The organism is Williamsia sp. z34, assembly GCF_059553395.1.
In genome coordinates, this window is the sequence record NZ_JCANWW010000001.1 from 12150 (window position 1) to 38445 (window position 26296).

Here is a 26296-nt window from a genome sequence, read left to right on the forward strand (position 1 = left end):
GCCGGCGCGACCGATACCCTGGCCGACATGTCAGAGGTTTCGGAACCCGCGCCGGCCACCGTGGGCGTGGGCTCGCCGGTTCCGTACGCGCAGGCCACCAAACGTCTACTCCGGGGCAGCCTGCTCGACGGAATGCGGGAGTTGTTGCGGTCGAAGGACTGGTCGGCGGTCACGATGGCCGACGTTGGGGCTGCCGCGGGGGTCAGTCGGCAGACCGTCTACAACGAGTTCGGTTCTCGGCAGGGGCTCGCCACGGCATATGCACTCCGCTTGGCCGATGAGTTGGTGGATTTGATCTCAGAGGCCATCGCCGCTCGCGAGGGTCAGGTCAAAATCGCTCTGGCGGAGGGGTTTTCGGACTTCTTCGCCTCTGTCGCCACCGATCCGCTGATCCAGTCCTTGCTGACCGGGCAGGCGAAGCCGGATCTGCTGCGGCTGATCACCACCGATGCCGGGCCGTTGATCGATCAGGCCAGCAGTCGGATCAGCGAACTCCTGCAGCACAGCTGGGTCGGAGCCGACGAGGCGGCCGCGATACGGATCGCTCGCGCAATGGTCCGGATGGCGCTGAGCTACGTCTCGATGCCGCCGGAAACCGATCGCGATGTCGCCGATGATCTGGCCGAGATCTTCGGACCGGTTGTCGATGCCGCGGCCGGGGGTGGCGCTCCTTCGTCCAGGGGTTAGCCTGGTAGGCAATATCCAGTGGGACTTTGAGGAGTGGTATATGACATCGGTCCAGAACGGCCCGCTCACCGCGGACAGCCGCAACGGCATCGACTTCAAGGTGGCGGATCTTTCGCTGGCCGAATACGGACGCAAGGAGATCGGGCTCGCCGAGCACGAGATGCCGGGTCTGATGGCGCTGCGTCGGGAATATGCGGATGTGTTGCCGCTCAAGGGTGCTCGTATTTCGGGCTCGCTGCACATGACGGTGCAGACCGCGGTGCTGATCGAGACCCTGGTGGCCCTCGGCGCCGAGGTGCGCTGGGCGTCGTGCAACATCTTCTCCACCCAGGACGAGGCCGCCGCGGCCATCGTCGTGGGACCTCACGGCACCGTCGAGGAGCCCAGGGGTGTGCCGGTTTTCGCCTGGAAGGGTGAGAGCCTCGAAGAGTACTGGTGGGCCGCCGAGCAGATGCTCACCTGGCCCGGTGAACCGGCCAACATGATCCTCGACGACGGTGGCGACGCGACCATGCTGGTTCTGCGCGGCGCGCAGTTCGAGAAGGCCGGCGTCGTGCCTCCGGTCGACGAGAACGACTCGGCCGAATACAAGGTGTTCCTCTCGCTGCTGCGCGAGCGTTTCGAGACCGACAACAGCAAGTGGTCGAAGATCGCCGAATCGGTCCAGGGTGTCACCGAGGAGACCACCACCGGTGTGCTCCGGCTGTACCAGTTCGCCGCAGCCGGCGAACTCGTGTTCCCGGCGATCAACGTCAACGACTCGGTCACCAAGAGCAAGTTCGACAACAAGTACGGCACCCGTCACTCGCTGATCGACGGGATCAACCGCGGCACCGACGTACTCATCGGTGGCAAGAAGGTCCTGATCTGCGGCTACGGCGACGTCGGCAAGGGTTGTGCTGAGTCGTTGGCCGGCCAGGGTGCACGTGTGCAGGTCACCGAGATCGATCCGATCAACGCACTGCAGGCACTGATGGACGGCTATGACGTCGTCACCGTCGAGGAGGCGATCGGCAATGCCGACATCGTCATCACGTCCACCGGCAACAAGGACATCATCACCTTCGAGCACATGAAGCAGATGAAGCACCAGGCGATCCTCGGCAACATCGGTCATTTCGACAACGAGATCGACATGGCCGGCCTCGAGTCGTCGAAAGAGGTCAAGCGGATCAACATCAAGCCGCAGGTCGATCAGTGGATCTTCCCGAATGGCCGTTCGATCATCGTGCTGTCGGAAGGACGTCTGCTGAACCTGGGCAACGCCACCGGACACCCATCGTTCGTGATGAGCAACAGTTTCTCCAACCAGGTGATCGCCCAGATCGAGCTGTGGACCAAGAAAGACGAGTACGACAACGAGGTCTACCGCCTGCCCAAGGCACTCGACGAGAAGGTCGCCAAGATCCACGTCGAGGCGCTCGGTGGCACCCTGACCAAGCTCACCAAGGAGCAGGCGGAGTACCTCGGCGTCGACGTCGAGGGCCCGTACAAGCCCGAGCACTACCGCTACTGATACATCTGCGGCCGTGAGGTCGGCGAACAACTGACAACGGTGGGTACGGGCATTTGCCCGTACCCACCGTTGTGCGTTCTGGCGTCGTGGTTCAGCCGGTGATGATGTCGTCGTCGCCACCGCTGCCCGACGACGGACTCTGGGACAGGCTGGGGCAGAACCGCCACTCGCCGTCCTCTTTCTTGAACGGCCACGTGACGTCCCCGCTGTCCCGATCGATCGACATCACACCGGCGACCGTGCCGACGGGTCCGGTGACCACCACGTCCCGGACGTCGATGGATGCCGAGACCGGCCCGTTCTCGTCGAACAGGCTCTGATAGCCGGCGGTGGATTCTGTGCGGGAGTCGGCCTCGCAGGCCATCCGGTGCAGGCCCACCGCATCCTGGGTGTTGATCAACTCGACGCGTTTCTCGGCGGCGGCCCGGACGTCACCCTCGTCCGCGGACGCGCGGGGACTGCTCGCGGTCGAGGGGGCCGTGGAGGTTTCGGCCACCACCTCGTCGTCGGTGTTGCCGGAGTTCGACAGCACGGCCACCGAGATCACCACACCGACGACGACCACGACAACAGCGACAAGCGCGCCGATGATCAGCCCGGTCGGGTTCCGATTCGGCGGCGGGGGAGGCGGTGCACCCCACGACCCGGATGGACCGGGCTGCGTCCACTGCTGGGCTCGCTGACCCGGACCCCACGGTCCCGGTTGGGGATGCGGCGGTTGCGATCGCTGATACGGCGGTTGCCTGGGCTGCGGACCGTGACGTGGGTCGGGGCTGCCCCACCCCGATGGGCCGGTCGGCGGATAACTCAAGAATTCCCTCCCCTGGGGGGTTTGCGGTGTAGATCCTGGTGGGTCAGATCTCTCGGGTGTCGCAGATCTTCCAGGTGCCGGATCGATTCTCCATGGTGAAGGTGAAGCGACTGGTCTCGACCGGACTCTGATCGGCCGGGTCGACGTATGTCAGGGACACCGTGGCCTGCGCGGTGATGCCGTCGACCTCGATGGCGGTCACCGAGTTCAGCTTCATCCCGTTCAATTCGACATCGGTGTCCGACTGGAGATCCCGGATGATGTCCTGCTCGGCGCCGCAGGTCACCGACAGTGCGGTCTCCCAATCGCCGTCCGTGAAAGCGGTTGTGTACGTCCGGATCGATTCCTCGATCTGTTCTTCGGCCGCTGTGGCCGACGACTGCGACGACGTCGTGGTCAGCGGTCCGGGGTCCACGATCGGGTCGTTGTCATCGTCGCCACCGAGGGTCATGAACAGCACCACCGCGAGCACCACAACCACCACTGCGGCGGCTGCGATCCCGGCGATCCACGGTGTCTTACCCGGTGGTTTGGGACCCTGCGGTGGGGGACCGTATCCGGGCGATCCCGCCGGCGGCGGCGTCGCACCCCACGTCTGTTCCGGCCATGCCTGCCCGCCCCAGGTGGGTTCGGACGGAGATCGATCGCCGCGACCGGGCTGATTCGCCCCGTCGCCCGGCCCCCGGCCCCAACCGGAGTCGTCCCGGTCGTCGCCGGATCCGTACGGACCGCTGGGTGGTTGCGTCATCGAGGCCTCCGGTCGGATCACGGGCAGACGGATTCACGGGCAGGCAACATCGGCGCATGTGCATCGGGACGATTGCTGACTTGGAACTCTACGGCGCAAGGCCCAGGTCGAACAGCATCCCGAGCCCCCCTGAGGGTGGTACCGGGGTCGTCGGCCATCTGTATCGGCGAGGGTGCTCAGGCGATCAAAGATGTCGTGTGACCTGTTGCAGATCGTTCTGCCGGCACACCTTCCAGCCGGTTTTCTCGCGTTTGAAGTACGAGAGGTCCCCCGGCGAGGTGGTCAACGCCGCGTTTTCATTGCCCACGACGGTCAGGGTGATGTGCGCGGTCGCCAGATCGGCCGGCGGTGAACCGATGAATCGAATGTCGGTTATCTGGGCGACAGCGATCGTGCTGCGGGCGTCGGCGGGACCGAGGCCCTCGACGATCCGGGCGGCGATCGGTCCGCTCTCGGCGCAGTAGGTGAGCTGCAGCGCGGCCACGTCGCGGTCGTTCAGTGCGGTGATCTGTCGATGGACGAGTTCTTCGATCTTCTCGGCATCGGTCGTCGGGCCGGAGCGCAGACCGAAGGCAAGCCAGAGAAGAGCGATGTTGACCACCAGCACACCCGCCGCGATCGCGGCGGTGGGACGCACGGGTATCGGCGGGATGGTGTGTGAGCCACCGTGGGGACCGACATGCATCGGGAGATGAATCATCAAAAACCTCCCATCCACGTGACTGCACCTGACGTTAGTGAGGTGTGATGGTCTAACCGCGCACGTCACGGTGAGCGTTACGCTCTCTTGATGGGGTTGTGACCAAAACCCGGTGGATCTCAGAGGGAGATGAGCCGATCGGCCAGAGTGGGGTCGGGTTCGGAACCCTGGCGTGACCACGGGGACATCCAGCCTCGCTCGGCGAGTCCGCGGTACACCTGCGCGGTACGTTCCTGCAGATCGTGATCGCGTTCGTAGTGGTCCCTGGTGCGGGAGACGTCGGCCTCGGCGCGGGACTTCGCCCGGCCGATCGCGAGCTCGGTGGGGACGTCGAGCAGCAGGTGGTGGTCGGGCACGGCCAGACCGAACCGCCCGAACTCGAGAGTGCTCACCCATTCGACCACGTCGCCGTCGGCACCTTGACCGAGTCGTGCCGCGCTGTATGCGGCGTTGGAGGCAACATAACGGTCGAGGATCACTGCGTCGTTGGCGGACAACAACTTCCGCAACTCGGCATCGGCGTCACGGCGATCGAGCGCAAACAGCAACGCCATTGCGTTGACGCTGGATCGCAGATCACCGTGTTCGCCGTGCAATGCCTCCGCGGCGATGTCGGCGGTCACTGATTCGGAATACCTTGGGAAGGTCATTGTTGCCACGCGATATCCCTCTGTGGCCCAACGGTTTACGAGACCGGTGACCAGAGTGTTCTTACCGGCGCCATCCAAGCCCTCAACTGCTATCAATACGCCCACGCCACCGAGCCTAACCGTCGGGGGACGTCGTGTGGCGCAGCCGGGCCGTTGAAAATCGGCGCGTCAACCACACATTGCAACGATTCGGTGACACGATATGCCAATGAAACCCAGGATTCTGGTTGTGGACGATGATGCGGCATTGGCGGAGATGCTCACCATCGTGTTGCGCGGAGAGGGGTTCGAGCCTTTTGTCGTCGGCGACGGCACCCAGGCCCTCACCGCGGTCCGAGAGATCCGGCCCGATCTGGTGTTGCTCGACCTGATGCTGCCCGGGATGAACGGCATCGATGTGTGCCGGGTGTTGCGCGCGGATTCCGGTGTTCCGATCGTGATGCTGACGGCGAAGTCCGACACCGTGGACGTTGTCCTCGGGCTCGAATCCGGCGCCGACGACTACATGATCAAACCGTTCAAGCCCAAGGAGCTCGTCGCCCGGGTCCGCGCGCGGTTGCGGCGCACAGAGGACGAACCCGCCGAGTTGCTGTCCATCGGTCCCATCGAGATCGACGTGCCCGCGCACAAGGTGACCCGCGACGGTGTGCCCATCTCCCTGACCCCGCTCGAGTTCGACCTACTCGTGGCGCTGGCGCGTAAACCGCGGCAGGTCTTCACCCGTGACGTGCTGCTCGAGCAGGTGTGGGGCTACCGGCATCCGGCCGACACTAGGCTGGTCAACGTGCACGTGCAGCGCCTACGGGCCAAAGTTGAAACAGATCCGGAGAACCCTGAGGTCGTCCTGACCGTGAGGGGGGTCGGCTACAAGGCCGGACCGCCGTGATCGGACGCCCGCGGCGTCGCATCAACGGGACCTTCGGACCGGCGATGCGCCGGGTGGGCTCGGTCGGCAAGTTCGTCGGTCAGCTGTGGCGCCGATCGCTGCAGCTGCGGGTGGTCGTGTCGACCCTCGTGCTGTCGTTTGTCGTGGTGTTGATCCTGGCCTTCGTGCTGACCAGCCAGATCACCGATCGCCTGCTCGACCTCAAGCTCCAGGCCGCGACTGAAGAACTCGAACGCACCCGGCTGGCCGTCGAGCGTGATCTCTCGGGAGCCGACAGCGATGCGTCGTTGCTCAACCGTCTGCGCCAGACCCGATCCATCCTGACCGACCGGGGTATCGACTCCGGGGACAGCTCCGGGGTCGTCGGTACCTTCGACACGGTGTTGCTGGTGCCCAGTTCGGGTCCGACCGGTCCGACCGGTGTCGGGCCGATCGGTGAGATACCCGAGAACCTTCGCCAGATGGTCCAGGGTGGCCAGATGGCGTACCGGTATTCGTCGGTCACCGGGTCTGACGGACAGCAGAATCCCGCGCTGATCATCGGTACCCCGACCAATACCGACATCCCCGGCCTCGAGCTCTATCTGGTCTTTCCGCTGACCAACGAGGAGAGCACCGTCTCCCTGGTCCGGGGCACGATCTTCACCGGATTCATGGTGTTGCTCGGTCTGCTGGCCGCCATCGCCATCCTGGTCTCCCGCCAGGTGGTGATCCCGGTCCGGTCCGCGTCGCGGATCGCGGTTCGTTTCGCCGACGGCCGCCTCAAGGAACGGATGCCGGTGCGGGGTGAGGACGACATGGCCCGGTTGGCGATGTCGTTCAACGACATGGCCGAGAGCCTGTCGAAACAGATCTCCCACCTCGAAGAGTTCGGCGGATTGCAGCGGCAGTTCACCTCCGACGTCTCCCACGAACTCCGGACGCCGCTGACCACGGTCCGGATGGCCGCCGACGTCCTGTTCGAGAGCCGTGAGGAACTCGAACCGGTACTGAAACGATCCGTCGAGTTGCTCGACATGGAGCTCGAACGGTTCGAGACCCTGCTCGGCGAACTGCTGGAGATCTCCCGCCACGACGCCGGTGTCGCGGAGCTGTCCGCCGACCGCCTGAACATGACCATCCCGATCGATGCGGCGGTGAAGACCGTTCGGCATCTGGCCGAGGAGACCAACACCGAACTGATCCTGGATCTCCCGGACGAACCGGTCATCGCCGAGGTCGACCCGCGTCGTGTCGAGCGGATCCTCCGTAATCTGCTGGCCAACGCCATCGATCACGGCGACCAGAAACCGGTGACGCTGACCATGCGAACCGACGGCGACGCGGTGGCGATCACGGTGCGTGACGGTGGCATCGGTCTGCGGCCGGGGGAGGAGAAGCTCGTGTTCAACCGATTCTGGCGGTCCGATCCCTCCCGGTTCCGTCGGTCCGGCGGCACCGGACTGGGGCTGGCCATCAGCGTCGAGGACGCGCGGCTGCACCAGGGCCGTCTCGAGGCGTGGGGCGAGCCGGGTAAGGGCGCGTGCTTCCGGTTGACCCTGCCCCTGGTCCGCGGACACAAAGTCTTGGGGAGTCCATTGCCGCTCAAACCGCCGGGCTCTCGCCGCGCACCACGCGATCCGGGGCCCACCGATGAGTGAGGTTCAGCCAGATGTGGCAGCCGGAGGAACAAGGCGAGGTGGGGTGTCGATGAGTGGTGTGGCCCGTCACCGCGCCGGTCGGGCAAGACTGTGCGCCGGTGTGGTGGCGGTGATCCTGGTCGCCCTGCTGTCGGCCTGCGTGTCGATCCCGAACAACTCCAGCCCGCAACCGCTCGGTTCGCTCGAACGCACGCCACTGAGCACCAACATCCCGACCCCGAGCCCCGGGATGGACCCCGAGTCGCTGGTCCGGAGCTTCCTCAAGGCGTCCGCGCAGCCGGGGTCGGGTCACCTCGCGGCCCGGCAGTTCCTGACGCAGGACGCCTCGGACTCCTGGGACGACCAGGGTGGGGCCCTGTTGCTCGACGAGATCAACGTCCTGAGCGACAAGCGCACCGACGACACGATCACGGTCCGCGTCAACGGGGAGGACACCGGCGAACTGCAACCGAGCGGTCAGCTGATCCCGAGTTCGGGTCGCATCGAGATCCAGTTGTCGCTGACGCGGGTCGACGGCGAATGGCGGATCAACGGGCCGTTGCCTGCCGGTGTCCTGATGGACCGCGAGCAGTTCGAGCTGTCGTATCGGCCACACGCGCTCTACTACCCGAGTTACGACGACCAGCATCTGGTCGTCGATCCGCGCTGGTTCTACACCGGCGGGGACCAGTTGGCCGACCAGCTGATCGGTTTGCTGATCGCCGGACCCGTCGACGATCTACGCGGTGCGGTCATCAACGAGTTCCCGGCCCGGTCGTCGTTGCGCGGGTCGATCGAACCGCTCAGCGGCGGCGGTATCCGGATCGATCTGGTGGGCCTCAGTGGCCTCGGCGGTGCCGAACGCAACCGCTTGGCAGCGCAGATCATCTGGACACTCAGCGACGCCGACATCAGCGGCCCGTACGTGATCGACGCCGATGGTGCACCGCTGAACGAACGTCACGCGGGCGGATGGCAGACCACCGATGTGGAGTCACTCAATCCGAATCCGCCGACCAGCCCGGTCGGTCTGCACGTCGTCGAGGGCGGTTCGTTGCAGGTGGTCGCCGACAACGCGCTGACCCCGGTTCCCGGCACGCTGGGCGAGACCCGCAATCTCGTCTCGGCGGATCTCTCGGCGGACGGTGGCCGGGTGGCGGCGGTGTCGCAGAACCCCGCGCCGGGTCCGGCGCCGGCGTTGGCGCTCTCGATCGGTGACTACGGTGCCGGGGTGACCCCGGTCATCGAGGGCGGCAAGATCACGCGGCCGTCGTTTGCCGGCGACTCCCAGACGGTGTGGGCGGTGGTCGACGACACCCGGGTCACTCAGGTCACGCAGATGTCGGGCAACAGCCAGGTCACCGAACGGGAAGTGGATTCGTCGGCGATCCGGGCGGTGGCGCAGGGCCCGATCACCGAATTGCAGGTCTCGCAGGACGGCGCCCGTGCGGCGTTGATCGTCGGCGGGCAGGTGGTGCTCGCGATCATCGAGGACCGCACCGACGGACGGTTGCTGTTGTCCAACCCGCTCGGCGCCGCGGCCCTGAACATCGTAGGTGCGGTGTCGCTGGATTGGCTGAGCAGCGAGATGCTGGTGGTCGGACGCAGCTCGGCCGAAGGCCCGGTGGTGCAGCTGCGGATCGACGGGATGCCACCGGGAGCGTTGCCCAGCGGCAACCTCACCCCGCCGGTGACGGCGGTGGTGGCCAGTCCGTCGACGATTTATGCGGCCGACAGTCGCGGCATTCTGCGACTCGGCGGCACCAGCGACGAGCCCGACCAGTACTGGAGCGAAGTCGCCCCGACGATGGGTACGTCCGCGATACCCGTTCTGCCGCACTAGATCCTGCGTCAGGAACCCCCCCGGCGCACCTGTGGATCGCGCCGTGGACTGTGGATGAATCCGCGGCAGGCGGCCATCGCGCATCGGCGGCCGATCTCCGGTGCGGGCATCATCTCCGACCATGGTCGAGCGTGTGTGGCCGGCCCTGGTGGATCTGGTGGTCCCGTTGCACTGCGGCGGATGCGCCAGACCGGGGACCCGGTGGTGCCGGGCGTGCGCCGGCCAGATCTCCGATGCTCCGATCGAGGTCCGGACCCGTGTCGCCCTGTCGGTTCCCGCGTACGCGCTTGGCCGGTACACCGGCGTGCGCCGACAGGCGATTCTCGAGTTCAAGGAGCGTGGTCGCAGTGACCTATCCGTCCCGTTGGGCCGGGCCGTGGCCGCCGCCCTGCTCTGCCTCGACCGCTGGTCGGAACTACCTGGCGCCGATCGCCTGGTGCTGATCCCGGCGCCGACCCGATCGATGTCGGCCCGTCGGCGCGGCGGCGACCCGGTGACGGCGATCGCCGTTGCCACCGCAGGGGCGCTCGGTGGTGGCACCGCGGTGATGCCGGCGCTCGTCACGTCGATGTGGGCGCGTGACTCGGCGCGCCTGTCGGCGGGGCAGCGAGGTGACAACCTGGCCGGCGCGATCAGGCTCCGTCGGGGCGTCGATCCGCACACCATGGCGGCGCGCACTGAGGGCGCCGCGGTTGTCCTGCTCGACGACGTGCTGACGACGGGCGCGACCGCGTCCGGGTCCGTGGCGGTCCTGCGTCGCGCCGGGGTCGAGGTGCACCTCGTCCTCGTGGTCGCCGCGGCGTGAGTCGCACGTGGTCGTTGCCGGACATGACCGCCGAAACAAATTGGTGGCCAAAGCCATTCGGGTCGACACAAAGCGGTCGAACCGGATCAAGCGGTCAACACGCCGATGAATGGTCGGGGGTCGATATGTGGCGAACAAGTGGCCGGAGGACTACGGTCGAAGGTGCGTCAGTTAGCCGTACAAAGGTTGCCGAAGCAATTGGTGGCCGGGGGGAGGTGAGAGCCCAACTCAAAGACCGGTTGCCTGAGCGCATGCGCTGCCGGTGGCCGGGATCTCTAGTTCACCGATCCAGGAGGTATCGCAAGTGACGACAAGCGTCGGCAAAGTAGCCGTTTCCGAATCTGGCGAAAGCACAGATTCCAGCACGAGTCCCGACACCCGAACCGACCCATTTGATCCGGGCATATACGTCCGAACCGATTCGTCCGATGAACTGTCCCGCCCTGACGCCGAAGTACAGGTCAGCGGCCGCAACGTCGAAATCCCCGACCACTTCCGCATACACGTGATGGACAAGTTGTCCCGTGTGGAACGGTTCGATCCGACGATCTTCCGGTTTGACGTCGAACTTCACCACGAGCGAAATCGCCGTCAGTCCAAGATCTGTCAGCGGCTCGAGATCACCGCAGTGGGCAAAGGCCCGGTGGTGCGAGGCGAGGCCTGCGCAGACAACTTCTACGCCGCGCTCGATGCCGCGCTTGCGAAACTCCAGTCGCGGCTTCGCCGGACCAAGGACCGTCGCAAGGTCCACCACGGACTGCGAACACCCATATCCGTCGCCGAGGCGACCGCTGCGTCCGATCCGACGCTGAACGGCCAGGCCTCGGAGCAACAGAGCGAGGAAGACCGCTGGGCCGCGGAGAATCCCGAGGTAGCCGGTCCAGGACAGGTCGTCCGCGTCAAGGAGCACCCCGCCGTGCCGATGACGGTCGATGACGCGCTCTATGAAATGGAACTGGTCGGGCACGACTTCTTTCTCTTCCACGACAAGGAGACCGACAAGCCGACCGTCGTCTACCGCAGGCATGCGTTCGACTACGGCTTGATCCGCCTGTCCTCCTGAAGCTCGGCGGTGGGGGCCTGATCCACCTCACCGAAAGCACCGCGGGGCGGGCCCGGATCACCTGCTCTGAAAGCGTGACGGAATGCTCTGATTCGCCTCGCGTGAGTCAGGTGGCCGAGGCGCTCGCTACCATGGAGTCCGACCTGCGGGAATCTGCAGGTCGGATTTCGTGTGTATTCGACCGGATCGAGGGAATTACCAGTGCTCAACAAGCTGCTGCGCGTCGGCGAAGGCCGGATGGTCAAACGCCTGGATGCAATCGCTACGCATGTGGAGACGCTCGACAAAGCGACCGAGGCCTTGTCAGACGCCGAACTCCGGGCAAAAACCGATGAGTTCAAGGAACGTCTTGCCGACGGTGAGACCCTCGATGACCTGCTGCCGGAGGCCTTCGCCGTCGCTCGCGAAGCCGCATGGCGGGTGTTGTCCCAGAAACACTTCCACGTTCAGATCATGGGTGGTGCCGCTCTGCACTTCGGCAACATCGCCGAGATGAAGACCGGTGAGGGCAAAACCCTGACCTGTGTTCTGCCCGCATATCTCAATGCCCTGGCGGGCGAGGGCGTCCACGTCGTCACCGTCAACGACTACCTGGCCAAACGCGACTCCGAATGGATGGGCCGCGTCCACCGCTTCCTGGGTCTGGACACCGCGGTGATCCTGACCGGGATGACCCCGGCCGCGCGTCGTGAGGCCTATGCCGCCGACATCACCTACGGCACCAACAACGAGTTCGGGTTCGACTACCTGCGCGACAACATGGCCCATTCGCTCGGCGATCTGGTCCAGCGGGGCCACTCCTTTGCGGTCGTCGACGAGGTCGACTCGATCCTGATCGACGAGGCCCGGACCCCGCTGATCATCTCGGGTCCGGCCGATTCGTCGAGCAAGTGGTATGCCGAATTCGCCCGCATCGCACCGCTTTTGAAGAAAGACGTCCATTACGAGGTGGACATCCGCAAGCGCACGATCGGTGTGCATGAAGCGGGTGTCGAGTTCGTCGAGGACCAGTTGGGCATCGACAACCTGTACGAGGCCGCCAACTCGCCGCTGGTGAGTTACCTGAACAATGCGATCAAGGTCAAGGAACTCTTCGAGCGCGACAAGGACTACATCGTCCGTAACGGTGAGGTCCTGATCGTCGACGAGTTCACCGGCCGCGTGCTCGAGGGTCGGCGCTTCAACGAGGGACTGCACCAGGCCATCGAGGCCAAGGAGCGCGTCGAGATCAAGGCCGAGAACCAGACCCTGGCCACGATCACCCTGCAGAACTACTTCCGGATGTACGAGAAGCTCTCGGGCATGACCGGTACGGCCCAGACCGAGGCCGCAGAGCTCGACCAGATCTACAAGTTGGGTGTGCTGCCGATCCCGACGAACAAGCCCATGCTCCGGGTGGATCAGACCGACCTGATCTACAAGACCGAAGAGGCGAAGTTCGACGCGGTGGTCGACGACATCACCGAGCGCCACCAAAAGGGTCAGCCCGTCCTGATCGGTACCACCAGCGTGGAACGGTCGGAGTATCTGGCCCGCCAGCTCAAGAAGCGTGGCATCCCACACAACGTGCTCAACGCCAAGTTCCACGAACAAGAAGCCCAGATCATCGCCGAGGCCGGCCGCAGTGGTGCGGTCACCGTCGCCACCAACATGGCAGGCCGTGGTACCGACGTCGTGCTCGGCGGTAACCCCGACATCCTCGCCGACATCCGCCTGCGCAAGGCCGGTCTGGATCCGGTGGAGACCCCGGACGAGTACGAGGCCGCCTGGGACGAGGTGCTCGCAGCGGTCAAGGCCGAGGTCGCCGAGGACGCGGAGAAGGTGAAGGCAGCCGGCGGCCTGTACGTGCTGGGCACCGAGCGCCACGAATCACGGCGTATCGACGATCAGCTCCGTGGCCGCTCCGGCCGTCAGGGCGATGCCGGCGAGTCCCGGTTCTATCTCTCGCTCGGTGACAGCCTGATGCGCCGGTTCAACGGCGCCGCCCTCGAATCGATCATGAACCGGGTGAACCTGCCCGACGACGTCCCGATCGAGGCGAAGATGGTCACCAAGGCCATCCGCAGCGCGCAGACCCAGGTCGAGCAGCAGAACTTCGAGATCCGCAAGAACGTCCTCAAGTACGACGAGGTGATGAACCAGCAGCGCAAGGTCATCTACGCCGAGCGTCGCACGATCCTCGAGGGTGAGGATCACAGCGAACAGGTCAAACGGATGATCGAAGACGTTGTGGGAGCCTACGTCGTCGGCGCCACGTCCGAGGGTTACACCGAGGACTGGGATCTCGATCAGCTCTGGACCGCCATGCGGACGCTCTACCCGATCGAGCTGGACTACAAGGTCCTGTTCGAGGAGAACGAGTTCGGTGAACGCAAGGACATCACCTCCGAGGAACTGCGCGAGATCCTGGTGACCGACGCCCTGGAGGCGTACGCGAGGCGCGAGAAGGAAATCGAATCGATCGCCGGTCCCACGGCGATGCGTCAGCTCGAACGCACCATCCTGCTCAGCGTTCTGGACCGCAAGTGGCGTGACCACCTCTACGAGATGGACTACCTGCGGGAAGGTATCCACCTGCGGTCGATGGCGCAGCGCGACCCGGTGGTGGAGTACCAGCGCGAAGGGTACGACATGTTCATCGGCATGCTCGACGGACTGAAGGAGGAGTCGGTCGGATTCCTGTTCAACGTCAGCGTCGAAGCCACCCCGGCACAGCCGGCGGCGGCCGCGGCCGCGGCTCCGCCGTCGATGTCGAAGGCACCGGCCGCCCCGGCGCCGTTGCCCACCGAGCAGGCCGCTCCGGCTCGCCCGGTCGCACCGGCGGCCCCGGCAGCGTTGCGGGCCAAGGGAATCGACGACGGCTCGGCCAATGCCGGTCTGACGTTCAGCGGTCCGTCCGAAACCGGTGGCACCACGGTGCGCCGGTCCAGCGGAACCGCCGGCGGTTCCACCGATGGACAGGCCGGTACCCGCAAGGAACGCCGCGCAGCTGCGCGGTCGGGATCCAAGGGTGGCGCGAAGCCGCCCAAGACCCGCAAGAAGCACTGACACCCGCCAACAACGCGCGGAACGACCAGCGCTGGGCGTGAACGCCCCGTAGAACCCGGATACCCCCGTTCCGGTTCCGAAGGAACCAGGAACGCGCAGTGCACGTCGTACTGCTGGTATCCGGGTTCTCCGGTTATCGGGCCGGGTTGTCGCCGGTCGCAGACACGGCCCGGGGGGCGCCATGACAACAACCGATATCGCCGAGACCGACGAGGACGCGGTCGGGGGGATCGGTGGTCTGCGGATCACCCGGGTGCCCTTCAGCGAGACGCCGCCGCTGGGTCTCGGGCCTGGTCCGGTGGTGCCGGAATCGGGTTCCGGAGTCGAAGTCCTCGCGGCCCGGCGCACCGCGGTACCGCCGCCCGAACCCGTCGACGTCGAGCTGCGGCGCTTCGCCATCCACGCCACCACGGTCCTGCTGGAGGTCTTGGGCGGCAGGCGGCCGTTCGCTCATCTGGCGGAGGTGGCGGTACCGAAGATCGCCGATCAATTCCGGGTGTTGCTCGCCGATCAGGCGAGGGGACCGGCCTGCACGCTGCTGCGCCTGCACACCCAGCACACCAGCCCGGACATCGCCGAGATCACCGTCGTGTACCGCCGGGGAGAGCGTGTCCAGGCGATGGGCGCTCGCGTCGAGCGTCGACTGATGCCCATCCGTGCGTCGACGCCCGGCGGCCCGCGGCGTAAGGCGCGACGATGCGTCCTGGTGTCGGTGAGTGTCGGATGAGGCCGGTCCGGGCCCGGGAGGTTCGATGACCGGCGCTCGGCAAGCGGTTCGCGGAGAGCGGGCGCGGACCCGCCGGTTACGATTGGCGCTGTGAACCGGCTCTCGCCTCAGGATTCGATGTACTACTACCTCGATGACCGCGGTTCGACCACGCAGGTGGGTTCTCTGCTGATCCTCGAGCGCCGGCCGGATGGCCTGGACTACCAGGGATTGCTGCGTACCGTCGAGAGCCGATTGCAGCTCGTCCCGCGGTATCGGAAGAAGATTCGTGAGGTCACGCTCGGTCTGGCCCGCCCGGTGTGGGTCGACGACCACGAGTTCGACATCACCTACCACGTCCGCCGCTCCGCACTGCCGAGTCCGGGCGCCGACGACCAGCTCCACGATCTGGTCGCCAGGCTGATGTCGCGCCCGCTGGAGCGCACCCGGCCGCTGTGGGAGATGTACCTGGTCGAGGGATTGTCCGATGACCGGATGGCGGTCCTGACCAAGACCCATCGCTCCCTGGTCGACGGATCCGAGGCCTTCGAGATCAATCAGATCATCGTCGACGACACCCGCGAGCCACCACCGATGCCCGAGGACCTGTGGCTGCCCGACCGTGCGCCGGGTTCTCGCGAACTGGTGGTCGGTGCGATCACCGACGTCCTGACCCGGCCCTGGGAGATGGTCGACCAGGTGCGGGCGGCGTCCAATCAGCTGGCCTCGGCCGGCCAAGCGCTAGCCGGTGCGTTCCGCCGCGTCGAATCGGTGATGAAGATGGCCACCACCTCCGCCCCGTCGAGCCCACTGAACGGTGCCACGGCCCCCACCCGCCGGTTCACCGTCGCGTCCTGTTCCGCCGAGGACTGTGTGGACATCGCCGAGCGTCACGGTTGTACCCCCAACGATGTGCTCCTCGCGGCTATCGCGGGTGCGATCCGGCGCTGGCTGCTCTCGCGGTCACTGGCCGTCGATCAAGTGGAGACCGTGCGTGTCATGGTGCCGTTGTCGGCGTACCCGGCGGGGGCGGACGAACCCGAGTTCGATTCCGATCTCGATGCGCAGGGGGAGTCCTCGTCCGCATCGTGGATGGTCGGCGGACTACACGGGTTCGTCACGGATCTGCCGGTGGGAGAACCGAATCCGGCGGTTCGGCTCTCACAGGTCGCGCAACTGGCGGAGCGGCACTCACACTCGGGCCGCAACTGGTCGGCGGCGGTCGAACCGTGGATCCCGGAGATCGGGCCTGCCACGTTCCATGCGATGAGCGCGCGGGCGGCGGCGTCGTTGTCGCGCCGATCCTTCAATGTTCCGGTCACCATCGCCCGCGGTCCGCGCTCGGCACAGTACCTCGGTGGCAACGAGATCCTGGCCATCTATCCCGTCCCGTCCCTGGTCCGCCGGCGTGCGCTGGCCATCGGGCTCACGTCGTACAACGGCCGGATCTTCTTCGGTTTCAACGCCGATCGCCGGGTGATGTGGGATCTCGGCGCGATGGCCGAGTACCTCACCGACTCGTTCGAAGAATTGCTCCCACAACGGTGACATCCCCACCGCGTTCCCTCCCTGGAAAGGCCCGATGAGAATCTATCTGCCCGCCACCCTGTCGATGCTGACAGAACTGAACACCACCGGTGAGTTCCTGCCGGTCGGCGGAACGGCGTTTGCGCTCACACCTGCGCTGCGTGAGTCGTACCTCGACGGTGACGACGAGGAGCTCGCCGAGGCGGCGATCCGGGAGGCCGCGCGTGCCTCGCTCCGGCTTCTGGCCGCCGAACAGGACGAGGACGGCGACAAGGACGACGACTCCGAGGGCGCCACGCCGCTGCCGCCCCGGCGGGTGGTGATCGCCGCCGACGTCGACGAGGTGAAGCTTCGTCCCGATCTCGATGTCGCGGTGGTGAAAACTTCTCGGGTGGTTCCGCTTTCGGCGGTCGCATCCCTGCTGGTCGATGGCAGCGACGCGGAGGAGAAGGTGCTGCGGGCCATGGAGATCGTCGATGCCGCAGATCTCGGTGACGAGGATGCCGAACTCGCCATCGGCGATGTCGAAGATTTCGACCTGGGCTGGTACGCCACCCAGGAGCTCCCTTTCTTGCTGGAACTGCTCTGAACGGAATGCTCGTCCGCGCAGTGATGCGAGCCTCTCGCGCTGTGTTCGGACCCTAACCTACGGTAGCGTAAGTTAGCAGCAAAATGGAGCCGAGACGAAGCCGAAGGCGGAGCTCGCAACAGCTTGTCGAATGGAGATATCTGATGGGTTGGCGTGAACGATTCGAGGAGCCGGTTCGCGATATCGCGAGCCGTAGCCGAGCGGTGAATCTGGTTCGTGCCGCAGCGGCGCGGGTCACCACACCGCTGCTGCCCGACGACTACCTGCATCTGGCCAATCCGTTGTGGTCGGCGCGGGAACTGCGCGGCAAGATCGTCGAGGTCCGGCCCGAAACCGATGATTCGGCAACACTTGTCATCAAGCCGGGCTGGGGATTCTCGTTCGACTACCAGCCCGGCCAGTACATGGGTATCGGTGTCCTGGTCGAGGGCCGCTGGACCTGGCGGTCGTACTCGCTGACATCGGTACCGCAGACCACCTCCGACACCCATGGCAAGGTCGTGTCGATCACGGTGAAGGCGATGGCCGAGGGTTTCCTGTCCGGACACCTGGTGAACGGTCTCGCGCCGGGCACCGTGGTGCGGCTGGCCCCGCCCCAGGGGGAGTTCGTCCTTCCGGCGGAGCTCCCGGAGAAACTGTTGTTCGTCACCGCGGGCAGCGGCATCACGCCGATCATGTCGATGCTGCGGACGATGGCATCACGCAAACAGCACACCGACGTCCAACTGATCCATTCGGTTCCGACCGACAAGGACCTGATGTTCGCCGATGAGCTCAAGCAGTTCGAGGCCGACGGTCTGCTGCGGGTGCACATCCAGCGGACGCGTGCCGAGGGCAAGATCGATCCGGCGGCGCTCGACACACTGTGCCCCGATTGGGCGCAGCGACAGACGTGGGCATGTGGTCCGGCGGCGTTGCTGGATTCGCTGACCCAGAAGTGGACACAGGCCGGCCTGCGTGACCATCTGCACATCGAGCGATTTGCTCTCGAGCGCGGTGAGGTCGGTGCCGAAGGCGGCACGGTCACCTTCTCGAGGACCGGGCGTACCGCGAGTGTCGACGGTGCGACCACATTGATGACCGCCGGTGAGGACGCCGGTGTCCAGATGCCGTTCGGATGCCGGATGGGTATTTGTCAGAGCTGTGTGGTGATGCTCGACAAGGGCGTCGTCCGGGACCTGCGCAGCGGTGCGGAACATGTTGCCGGAGAACGAATCCAGACGTGTATCAGTGTTGCGGCCGGGGATTGCACCCTCGAGGTCTGACCTGACACCGACAAAAAAGTGGGGCCCGAGTTCTTCAACTCGGGCCCCACTTCTTTGAGATTTTCCGAAAGACTAGCGGGCGCTGCTCGAATGCGGCTGGCTGCGACGAGCGCCGCCACCCTGCGACGATCCGCGGCTACGGCCACCTTCTGAATGACCTGCTGCTGCGCGGCCGGCCTGCGAGCGGGCGCTCTGGCCGCGGCCGCGGCCCTCGTACGGTGCCGATCCGTCGGCGGTGGGACGCGGGCGGCGACCGGCGGTGCTGCGGCTGCCCGGCGACTTCACCGAACGGTTGGGAACCGAGGTGACCGCAGGCGGGGCGATCAGATCGGCGGTCTCGCCGACCAGGGTCTTGAGCTCTGCCGACTCGGCGGTCACCCGGATCGGGGTCGCCTTGATGGCGGCCTTGCGCAGCAGCTGCGACATGTCGCGACGCTGCTCCGGCAGGGTCAGGGTGACGACGTCACCGGCGCTGCCCGCACGAGCGGTACGGCCCGAACGGTGCAGGTACGCCTTGTGCTCGGCCGGCGGGTCGACGTGGACGACGAGTTCGACGTCATCGACGTGCACGCCACGGGCGGCAACGTCGGTGGCGACCAGGACGCGTGCCTTGCCGCTGGAGAACGCGAGAAGGTTGCGGTCGCGGGCACCCTGCGAGAGGTTGCCGTGCAGGTCGACGCTGGGGATGCCGGCGTCGGTCAGCTGCTTGGCCAGCTTGCGGGCCTGGTGCTTGGTGCGCATGAACAGGATGCGACGGCCGCGGCCGGAGGCGAGTGCGAAGACGACGCCCTTCTTGGCATCGGCACCGGCGACCTCATAGATGTGGTGCGTCATCGCCGAGACGTGCGAGGTGGCCTCGTCGACCGAGTGCATGACCGGCTGGTTCAGGAAACGCTTGACCAGCTTGTCGACGCCGTTGTCGAGGGTCGCCGAGAACAGCAGCCGCTGGCCGCCTTCGGGGGTGGCGGTCAGGATGCGGGTGACGCCGGGCAAAAAGCCCAGGTCGGCCATGTGGTCCGCCTCGTCGAGGATGGAGATCTCGACGCGGTCCAGACGCACGAGGCGCTGGCGCATGAGGTCTTCGAGGCGACCGGGGCAGGCCACGACGATGTCGACACCGGCGCGCAGTGCCGAAGCCTGGCGTCCCTGGGGGACGCCACCAAAGATGGTGGTCACGGTCAGGCCGAGGGCCTGGGCCATCGGCTGGACCACGGCGGTGATCTGGGTGGCGAGCTCGCGGGTCGGGGCCAGGATCAGGCCGCGGGGGCGGCCGGCGCCGGCGGGTGCTCCGGCGGAGAGCCGGGCCACGAGCGGGATGGAGAAGGCGAGCGTCTTGCCACTGCCGGTCTTTCCGCGGCCGAGGACGTCGCGTCCGGCCAAGCTGTCGGGAAGGGTGTCGGCCTGGATCGGGAACGGGGCGGTGATGCCACCGGCGGTCAGTGCCTTGACCAGGCGCGGGGGAACACCGAGCTCCGCGAAAGTTGTTGTGGCAGGACTGGATACAGAATTCAAAGAATCACGTTTCTGATTTACGCGGCGTCTCGAGCACGATTCACCGCTGGGTGGCGCGACTGCCCTGATCTGCTGGCCGACGGATGTCGGACACCGCAGGCCGGTGGGCAGTAACGATCGCCGTGTGAATAGCTCAGTGGGGTTGATCAACTCGCGATTGAGTGTGGTCCGGGTTTCCCTGGGGGCCACATCGCGAGGAAGCAGTTCCACGACGGTTCCGCGCATCTTGCGCGAAGTACTCAGTCAGCATAGCCCGGATGCCCGGTTTCTTGCCCACCCGGGGACAGGTGAGATCAGTCTCACCTACCTCTGGACACCTCCCGGACCGTAACCTACGATTGCGTAAGTTACCAGTCCGTAGGTTCGTTGCCATAAGCACTGACCTCGGATTATTACCCCCGACGAGAGGTTCGAAGCGGTGGCAATTACCGACATTCCGGAGTACGCGCACCTGACCGAGGCCGACGTGGAGGCACTTGGTCGTGAGCTCGACGCCATCCGCCGCGACATCGAGAACGAGCGCGGTGAGCGTGACGCCACCTATATCCGCAATGCCATCCGCTTCCAGCGCGGACTCGAGCTGTCCGGCCGTGCGCTGCTGTTCGGCGCCGCCAACCGTAAGGTCTGGGCCCTGGGCGCCGGCGTGCTCGGCGTCTCCAAGATCGTGGAGAACATGGAGCTCGGCCACAACGTCATGCACGGGCAGTGGGATTGGATGAACGATCCGGAGGTGCACTCCACCGGATGGGAATGGGACAACACCGGTCCGTCCGCGCACTGGAAGCACACCCACAACTACATCCATCACAAGTACACCAACGTGCTCGGGATGGACGACGATGTGGGCTACGGCCTGATCCGGGTCACCCGCGACCAGCGTTGGAAGCCCTTCAATCTCGGCAACATCGCCTACAACACCCTGCTGATGCTGTTCTTCCAGTACGGCGTTGCGGTGCAGCATCTCGAGCTCGGCCGGGTGGCCGCGGGCAAGCACCCGGACAAAGAAGCCTTCAAGAAGGATCTGCGCGACGTCGGGATCAAGGTCGGCCGTCAGGTCGGCAAGGACTACGTGGTCTACCCGGCCATGGTGGGTGCGGTGACGCGTTCGCGCAAGAGCTGGGTCCGGGCGATCACTGCGACGTTTGCTGCCAACACGATTCGCAACATCTGGACCAACGCGGTCATCTTCTGTGGACATTTTCCCGACGGGGCCGAGAAGTTCACCAAGCAGGATCTCGAAGACGAGTCGCAGGCCCACTGGTACCTGCGGCAGATGCTGGGCAGCGCGAACTTCAACTGCGGCAAGCCGTTGGCGTTCATGAGCGGAAACCTCAGCTACCAGATCGAGCACCACCTGTTCCCCGACCTGCCGTCCAACCGGTACGCAGAGATCGCCGTCCGGGTTCGGGCCCTGTGCGACAAATATGATCTCCCGTACACCACCGGCCCGTTCCTGCTGCAGTACGCGAAGTCCTGGCGGACGATCGCGAAGCTGTCGCTGCCGAACAAGTACCTGAAGGGCACCGTCGACGACGCCCCCGAGACGGCATCGGAGCTCCGGTTCAAGACCGACCCCGAGCAGCGGCTTGCTGCGACGATCGACCCGAGCACGGGTCGTCGGAAGGGACTGCGCACCGCGATGGACAGGCTGCGTCGGCGTCGCTCACCGGTGGCGGGCATCATCGGTCAGGGCCGGCCGAAGGATGCGCGGGCTGCCTGATCGGCCTGCCGCGTCCGAAGGCCGTACGCTGAAGAAGAACTATGGCGGATGGCCGTGAGCGCGATGCTCACCCGGCCCGGGGATCAACGCCAGCAAGGAGTTACCAGGCACGATGGCAATCAGTGATATCAACGAATACACACATCTGACCGAATCGGATGTGGAGGCGCTCGGCGCCGAACTGGACGCCCTGCGACGGGAGATCGAATCCGATCGCGGCGTTCGGGATGCGACATATCTGCGGCGCACCATCATGGCCCAGCGTGTGCTCGAGGTGAGTGGCCGGATTGCGTTGTTGGGCAGCCGGAACCGGTTCTTCTGGTGGTCGGGCACGGCGCTTCTCTCGGCTGCGAAGATCATCGAGAACATGGAGCTCGGCCACAACGTCATGCACGGCCAGTGGGATTGGATGAACGATCCCGAGGTCCACTCCACGTCCTGGGAATGGGACATGGTCTGTTACTCGGGTCACTGGAAGCACTCCCACAACTACATTCATCACAAGTACACCAACGTGATGGACATGGATCACGACATCGGCTATCGACTGCTGCGGGTGACCCGCGACGAGGAATGGCAGTGGAAGCACTCCTACCAGGTGCTCGCGAACCTGTTCCTGGCCGCCACCTTCGAGTGGGGCATCGGGCTGCACGACATCGAGCTGAAGGACTATCTCGAGGGCAAGAAGCCGGCGGAGATCGCGGTCCCGCAGATCAAGGACTTCAGCAAGAAGATCATCCGGCAGATGGCCAAGGATTTTGTGATCTTCCCCTTGCTGTCGGGCAAGGCGGCGCGAAAGACTCTGACGGCCAACCTGACCGCCAATCTCGCCCGCAACCTATGGGCCTATCTGGTCATCTTCTGTGGGCATTTCCCCGATGGTGCGGAGAAGTTCACCGAGGAGTCACTGGTCGACGAGACGCAGGGCCAGTGGTACCTGCGGCAGATGCTGGGATCGGCGAACTTCAATGCGGGCCCGGCGATGGCGTTCATGAGTGGCAATCTCTGCTACCAGATCGAACACCATCTCTTTCCCGACCTGCCGTCCAACCGGTACGCCGACATCTCGGTGCGGGTGCGCCAGTTGTGCGAGAAGTACGATCTGCCGTACACCACGGGTCCGATCCTGGTGCAGTACTGGCAGACATTCCGGACGATCGCGAAGCTGTCGCTGCCGGACAAGTACCTGATCGCCACCGCTGATGACGCGCCGGAAACGGCCTCGGAGAAGAGGTTTGCCGGTCTCCGGGCGGCTGCGGCCGACCGTGGAAAGCGGATCGTGGCGGCCGGCGAAGGCAGACGTGAGGGCCTCAAGACCGCTATCGCCGAGGTCAAGGCGCGTCGAAAGACATTGCGCGCCAGTTAGTCTCCGCGAACCCACCTGTTCCGGTCCCATCCACCTGTCATGACAGGTGGGTAGGGCCGGAACAGGTGGGTTTGTGCGTTGTGGGAGCCGGTCAATCCCAGTGGTTGGCCACGCTCAGTGCGCTGATGAGTTCGCGAACTGCCATGGCCCGGCGATGGTGTTGGCCGGTCAGGGAGTCGAGGGCGCACTCGGGGTCGGCGGGCGGTCCGAGATGCGTGCAGCCGCGCGGGCAGTCTTTGATCGTCTCGCTCAGATCGTCGAACGCCTTGATCACGTCCTCGGGGCCGATGTGCGCCAGGCCGAACGAGCGGATGCCGGGGGTGTCCACCACCCAGCCACCGCCGGGCAGTGGCAGGACGACCGACTGGGTGGACGTGTGCCGTCCCTTGCCGACGCCGGACACGACAGCCGTGGCCCGATAGGCGTCGGGCACAAGACGATTCACCAGGGTCGACTTGCCGACCCCACTGTGGCCGATGAGCGCGGTGACCTTACCCGCGAGCAGTTTCTGGGCCGGCTCAAGCGGATCGTCGCGGCCGGCGATCAGTACCGGTAGATCGAGGTCGGCGAAGGACGACCGGAACGATTCCGGGTCGGCCAGGTCGCTCTTCGTCAGACACAGAACCGGCTGCAGTCCGCCGACATAGGCTGCGGCCAGCGCTCGTTCGACAAACCCGGTCCGCGGTGGGGGATCGGCCAGGGCCGTGACGATCAGCAGTTGATCGGCGTTGGCCACCACGATCCGTTCATACGGATCGGTGTCATCGGCGGTGCGCCGCAACACGGTTCGTCGCGGGGCGACCCGCACGATCCGGGCCAGCGTATCGGGGTTTCCCGACAGGTCACCGACCACCGACACGTCGTCGCCGACGACGATCGGGGTGCGGCCGAGCTCTCGGGCGCGCATGCAGACGACCCGGGTGTCCTGGTTGTCTTCGAGCACGACACCCCACCGGCCGCGGTCGACGGAGACCACCATCGCGGTGGCCGCGTCGTCGTGGGTGGGGCGGGTCTTGGTGCGCGGCCGACTACTCCGGCCCGGGCGTATCCGGACGTCGGATTCGTCGTACTCCCGTTTGCTCAAGCGCTGATCATCCTCGCCCACATGGCCGGAAAGTCCGGCAGTGTCTTGGCCGTGGTCTCGATGTCGTCGACGTCGACGCCCTCGGTCACCAACCCGATCAGGGCTCCGGCAGTTGCCATCCGATGATCGGCGTACGAATGCCAGAGGCCACCGTGCAATGGTGCCGGTTCGATGATCAGCCCGTCGTCGGTCTCGCGGCAGGCCCCCCCGAGGCGGTTGATCTCGGTGCGCAGCGCATACAGCCGGTCGGTTTCGTGCCCGCGGAGATGTGCCACGCCGGACAGTGTCGAGGTGCCCTCGGCGAGTGCGCAGAGCGCGGCCACCGTCGGGGTCAACTCTCCGATGGCGCTCATGTCCCAGGTGATGCCTTGCAGCACTTCGGGTCCGGTGACGGTCAGCAGTCCGGCGGCCAGGCCGGTGACACAGCCCATCGCCTCGAGGATGTCGACGATCGCGGCTCCGGGCTGGGTGGTGGCACTGGGCCACCGCGGAACGCTGACGCTGCCGCCGGCCACGGCTGCGGCGGCGAGGAAGGCTGCCGCGTTCGACAGATCCGGTTCGATCTGCCAGTTCACCGCGCGGACCGGACCCGGAGCGATGTGCCAGCGGTCGGGGACCGAGGTGTCCACGACAACCCCGGCCTCCGCCAGCATCTCGATGGTCATCTCGATGTGGGGCATCGACGGAACGGGCGTGCCCGAGTGGGTGATCGTGACGCCTTCGGTGAAGCCCGCGCCGGAGAGGAGCAACCCGGAGACGAACTGCGAAGAGGCGGACGCGTCGATGGTGACCGGACCGCCACGGACTGATCCGGTGGCCTCGATGGTGAACGGCAGGGCATCCCCGTCGACCTTGACACCGAGGTCGCGCAGCGCGTCGAGAATGGTGTGCAGCGGCCGTGACCGGGCCTGCTCGTCGCCGTCGAAGTGCACCGGCCCGCGCGCCGAGGCGGCCAGGGGCGGCACGAAGCGCATGACGGTTCCGGCCAGACCGCAGTCGATCGTCGCGGCGTGCAGCGGGCCGGGTGTGATCCTCACCGTGGTCGGATCATCGGGGTCCGCCTCGACCCCGACCCCGAGGGCGGCCAGTGCGTCGAGCATGAGGTCGGTGTCGCGACTGCGGAGCGTGCCGGAGACGGTGGACGGACCGTCGGCCTGTGCCGCCAGCACCAGGGCACGGTTGGTGATCGACTTGCTCCCGGGCAGGGTCACCGTCGCGTGCAACGGGCCCGGTGCCAGTGGTGCGTTCCATGAAGTCACCCGACCAGTCTTTCATGTTGTCCGCGACCCGTTGTTTCCCCTGTTCACGGAGGGTGTTTCCGGGCCACCCGTGCGGTCGGTCATTCAACGGACATCCGGTGTCCGGGGCCATTTCGGTCGCTATGTTCGATCCATGAACCTCAGACTTTCCCACGGCGGAGCAGCGGTGACGCTTTGCGCGGCAGCGCTTTTGACACTCTCGGCATGCACGGACGACTCGAACGGCGACGCGGAATCGTCCACCGGTGCCGCGGAGTCGTCCGCTGTCGAAGCCACCCCCGCGCAGCCCGATGTCCGCGTCGAGGATCTGATGCTCTCGGAATCGGACTTCCCGGGCACCGGTGAGTACGTCATCCTCGACAAGGCCGCCATCGACGCCGACCAGTCGAGCGATCCCGAGGTCACCCCGGCCAACTGTGCGGCGATCGTCGAGGAAGAGGACGGCACAGACGAGTACGACCGCGCTCGGGTCGAGTACGAGATGGAGGACGGCACCTCGATCGAGACCCAGGTGATCATGGGTGAGACCAGTGACCTGGAGACGGTGGCGGGCCAGGTCGAGACCTGCCCGGCGATGACCATGCGGGGTCCGATCGAGGACGGCACCGAGCTCGTTGCCGAGATGGAGAACTCGGTGCAGGACGTCGAAGGTTCCACCGTGCAGGCCAAGACCATCATCAGCACGGGTACGGCGACGGTGGGAGAGCAGACGGTTCCGATCACCATCCGGTCCACCGGCGCGTACGTCGACGGCACCACCGTGAGCGTTCAGATCACCCTCACCGGTGAGAACGCCGCGAACTGGAACAACTCGGACGAGGCGGTCATGGTCGAGCTGCTCAACAAGCAGATCGCGCTGGTGCAGGACGCTGCGGCGTAGTCGGCGGGCACG

Annotated in this window: 22 protein-coding genes; 15 read left to right on the plus strand and 7 right to left on the minus strand. The window is 65.8% G+C overall.

The window, feature by feature from the left end:
• Positions 1-27 precede the first annotated feature (27 nt).
• Entirely contained in the window at positions 28-687 is a 660-nt protein-coding gene (locus AC51GT_RS00080) for a TetR/AcrR family transcriptional regulator (RefSeq protein ID WP_496327479.1), read from the plus strand.
• A gap of 40 nt (positions 688-727) precedes the next feature.
• Positions 728-2203, plus strand: a complete 1476-nt coding sequence (gene ahcY, locus AC51GT_RS00085; protein WP_496327480.1) for an adenosylhomocysteinase — start codon at positions 728-730, stop codon at positions 2201-2203.
• Between the two features lie 91 nt (positions 2204-2294).
• Here the strand turns inward: ahcY and AC51GT_RS00090 are convergent, their stop codons facing one another.
• The 4 genes from AC51GT_RS00090 to AC51GT_RS00105 form a co-directional block, all read right to left on the minus strand.
• Positions 2295-3014: a hypothetical protein gene (locus tag AC51GT_RS00090; RefSeq protein WP_496327481.1), complete on the minus strand. Its 720-nt coding sequence runs from the start codon at positions 3012-3014 to the stop codon at positions 2295-2297.
• 43 nt (positions 3015-3057) lie between these two features.
• Positions 3058-3762, minus strand: a complete 705-nt coding sequence (locus AC51GT_RS00095) for an Rv0361 family membrane protein (protein ID WP_496327482.1) — start codon at positions 3760-3762, stop codon at positions 3058-3060.
• Positions 3763-3946: 184 nt separating this feature from the next.
• A complete protein-coding gene (locus AC51GT_RS00100) occupies positions 3947-4462 on the minus strand; it encodes a nuclear transport factor 2 family protein (protein ID WP_496327483.1) in 516 nt (171 codons plus the stop codon).
• A gap of 119 nt (positions 4463-4581) precedes the next feature.
• The gene (locus AC51GT_RS00105) at positions 4582-5217 is read right to left on the minus strand and encodes a dTMP kinase (protein WP_496327484.1); all 636 of its coding nucleotides are present in this window, start codon (positions 5215-5217) and stop codon (positions 4582-4584) included.
• A 103-nt stretch (positions 5218-5320) separates the two neighbouring features.
• Here AC51GT_RS00105 and mtrA point away from each other — a divergent pair, with 103 nt between their 5' ends.
• The 10 genes from mtrA (at position 5321) to AC51GT_RS00155 (ending at position 18463) form a co-directional block, all read left to right on the plus strand.
• Complete coding sequence (gene mtrA / locus AC51GT_RS00110) at positions 5321-5998, plus strand: MtrAB system response regulator MtrA (protein ID WP_496323372.1); 678 nt, start codon at positions 5321-5323, stop codon at positions 5996-5998.
• Positions 5995-7638 (plus strand): MtrAB system histidine kinase MtrB, encoded by a 1644-nt coding sequence (gene mtrB / locus AC51GT_RS00115; protein ID WP_496323373.1) that lies wholly within the window; start codon positions 5995-5997, stop codon positions 7636-7638. Before mtrA ends, mtrB begins: the two co-directional genes overlap by 4 nt.
• 49 nt (positions 7639-7687) lie before the next feature.
• Positions 7688-9460 (plus strand): MtrAB system accessory lipoprotein LpqB, encoded by a 1773-nt coding sequence (gene lpqB / locus AC51GT_RS00120; protein ID WP_496323374.1) that lies wholly within the window; start codon positions 7688-7690, stop codon positions 9458-9460.
• 121 nt (positions 9461-9581) lie between these two features.
• Positions 9582-10265, plus strand: coding sequence for a ComF family protein (locus AC51GT_RS00125; RefSeq protein WP_496327485.1), 684 nt, complete (start codon positions 9582-9584; stop codon positions 10263-10265).
• A 403-nt stretch (positions 10266-10668) separates the two neighbouring features.
• Positions 10669-11328 carry a ribosome hibernation-promoting factor, HPF/YfiA family gene (gene hpf / locus AC51GT_RS00130; protein ID WP_496324074.1) on the plus strand — a complete coding sequence of 220 codons (660 nt, stop codon included), beginning with the start codon at positions 10669-10671 and terminating at the stop codon, positions 11326-11328.
• A gap of 201 nt (positions 11329-11529) precedes the next feature.
• Positions 11530-14376, plus strand: a complete 2847-nt coding sequence (gene secA, locus AC51GT_RS00135; protein ID WP_496323376.1) for a preprotein translocase subunit SecA — start codon at positions 11530-11532, stop codon at positions 14374-14376.
• A 181-nt stretch (positions 14377-14557) separates the two neighbouring features.
• Positions 14558-15103 (plus strand): Rv3235 family protein, encoded by a 546-nt coding sequence (locus AC51GT_RS00140; RefSeq protein ID WP_496327486.1) that lies wholly within the window; start codon positions 14558-14560, stop codon positions 15101-15103.
• Between the two features lie 90 nt (positions 15104-15193).
• Positions 15194-16630 carry a wax ester/triacylglycerol synthase family O-acyltransferase gene (locus AC51GT_RS00145; protein ID WP_496327487.1) on the plus strand — a complete coding sequence of 479 codons (1437 nt, stop codon included), beginning with the start codon at positions 15194-15196 and terminating at the stop codon, positions 16628-16630.
• Between the two features lie 34 nt (positions 16631-16664).
• Positions 16665-17198: a DUF6912 family protein gene (locus tag AC51GT_RS00150; protein WP_496327488.1), complete on the plus strand. Its 534-nt coding sequence runs from the start codon at positions 16665-16667 to the stop codon at positions 17196-17198.
• 143 nt (positions 17199-17341) lie between these two features.
• On the plus strand, positions 17342-18463 hold the full coding sequence (locus AC51GT_RS00155; RefSeq protein ID WP_496327489.1) for a ferredoxin reductase: 1122 nt from the start codon (positions 17342-17344) through the stop codon (positions 18461-18463).
• 72 nt (positions 18464-18535) lie between these two features.
• On the opposite strand, the gene AC51GT_RS00160 is transcribed toward AC51GT_RS00155, so the two are convergent.
• On the minus strand, positions 18536-19975 hold the full coding sequence (locus AC51GT_RS00160; protein WP_496327490.1) for a DEAD/DEAH box helicase: 1440 nt from the start codon (positions 19973-19975) through the stop codon (positions 18536-18538).
• Positions 19976-20393: 418 nt separating this feature from the next.
• Here AC51GT_RS00160 and AC51GT_RS00165 point away from each other — a divergent pair, with 418 nt between their 5' ends.
• Positions 20394-21695 (plus strand): fatty acid desaturase family protein, encoded by a 1302-nt coding sequence (locus tag AC51GT_RS00165; protein WP_496323382.1) that lies wholly within the window; start codon positions 20394-20396, stop codon positions 21693-21695.
• A 112-nt stretch (positions 21696-21807) separates the two neighbouring features.
• Positions 21808-23061: a fatty acid desaturase family protein gene (locus AC51GT_RS00170; protein WP_496323383.1), complete on the plus strand. Its 1254-nt coding sequence runs from the start codon at positions 21808-21810 to the stop codon at positions 23059-23061.
• Positions 23062-23152: 91 nt separating this feature from the next.
• Here the strand turns inward: AC51GT_RS00170 and rsgA are convergent, their stop codons facing one another.
• Together rsgA and aroA are read right to left on the minus strand one after the other, a co-directional pair.
• Positions 23153-24145, minus strand: coding sequence for a ribosome small subunit-dependent GTPase A (gene rsgA / locus AC51GT_RS00175; RefSeq protein WP_496327491.1), 993 nt, complete (start codon positions 24143-24145; stop codon positions 23153-23155).
• Positions 24142-25404, minus strand: a complete 1263-nt coding sequence (gene aroA, locus AC51GT_RS00180) for a 3-phosphoshikimate 1-carboxyvinyltransferase (protein WP_496327492.1) — start codon at positions 25402-25404, stop codon at positions 24142-24144. The genes rsgA and aroA overlap by 4 nt, the downstream gene beginning before the upstream one ends.
• 133 nt (positions 25405-25537) lie before the next feature.
• Here aroA and AC51GT_RS00185 point away from each other — a divergent pair, with 133 nt between their 5' ends.
• Positions 25538-26284 carry a hypothetical protein gene (locus AC51GT_RS00185; protein WP_496327493.1) on the plus strand — a complete coding sequence of 249 codons (747 nt, stop codon included), beginning with the start codon at positions 25538-25540 and terminating at the stop codon, positions 26282-26284.
• The last annotated feature ends 12 nt before the right edge of the window (positions 26285-26296 follow it).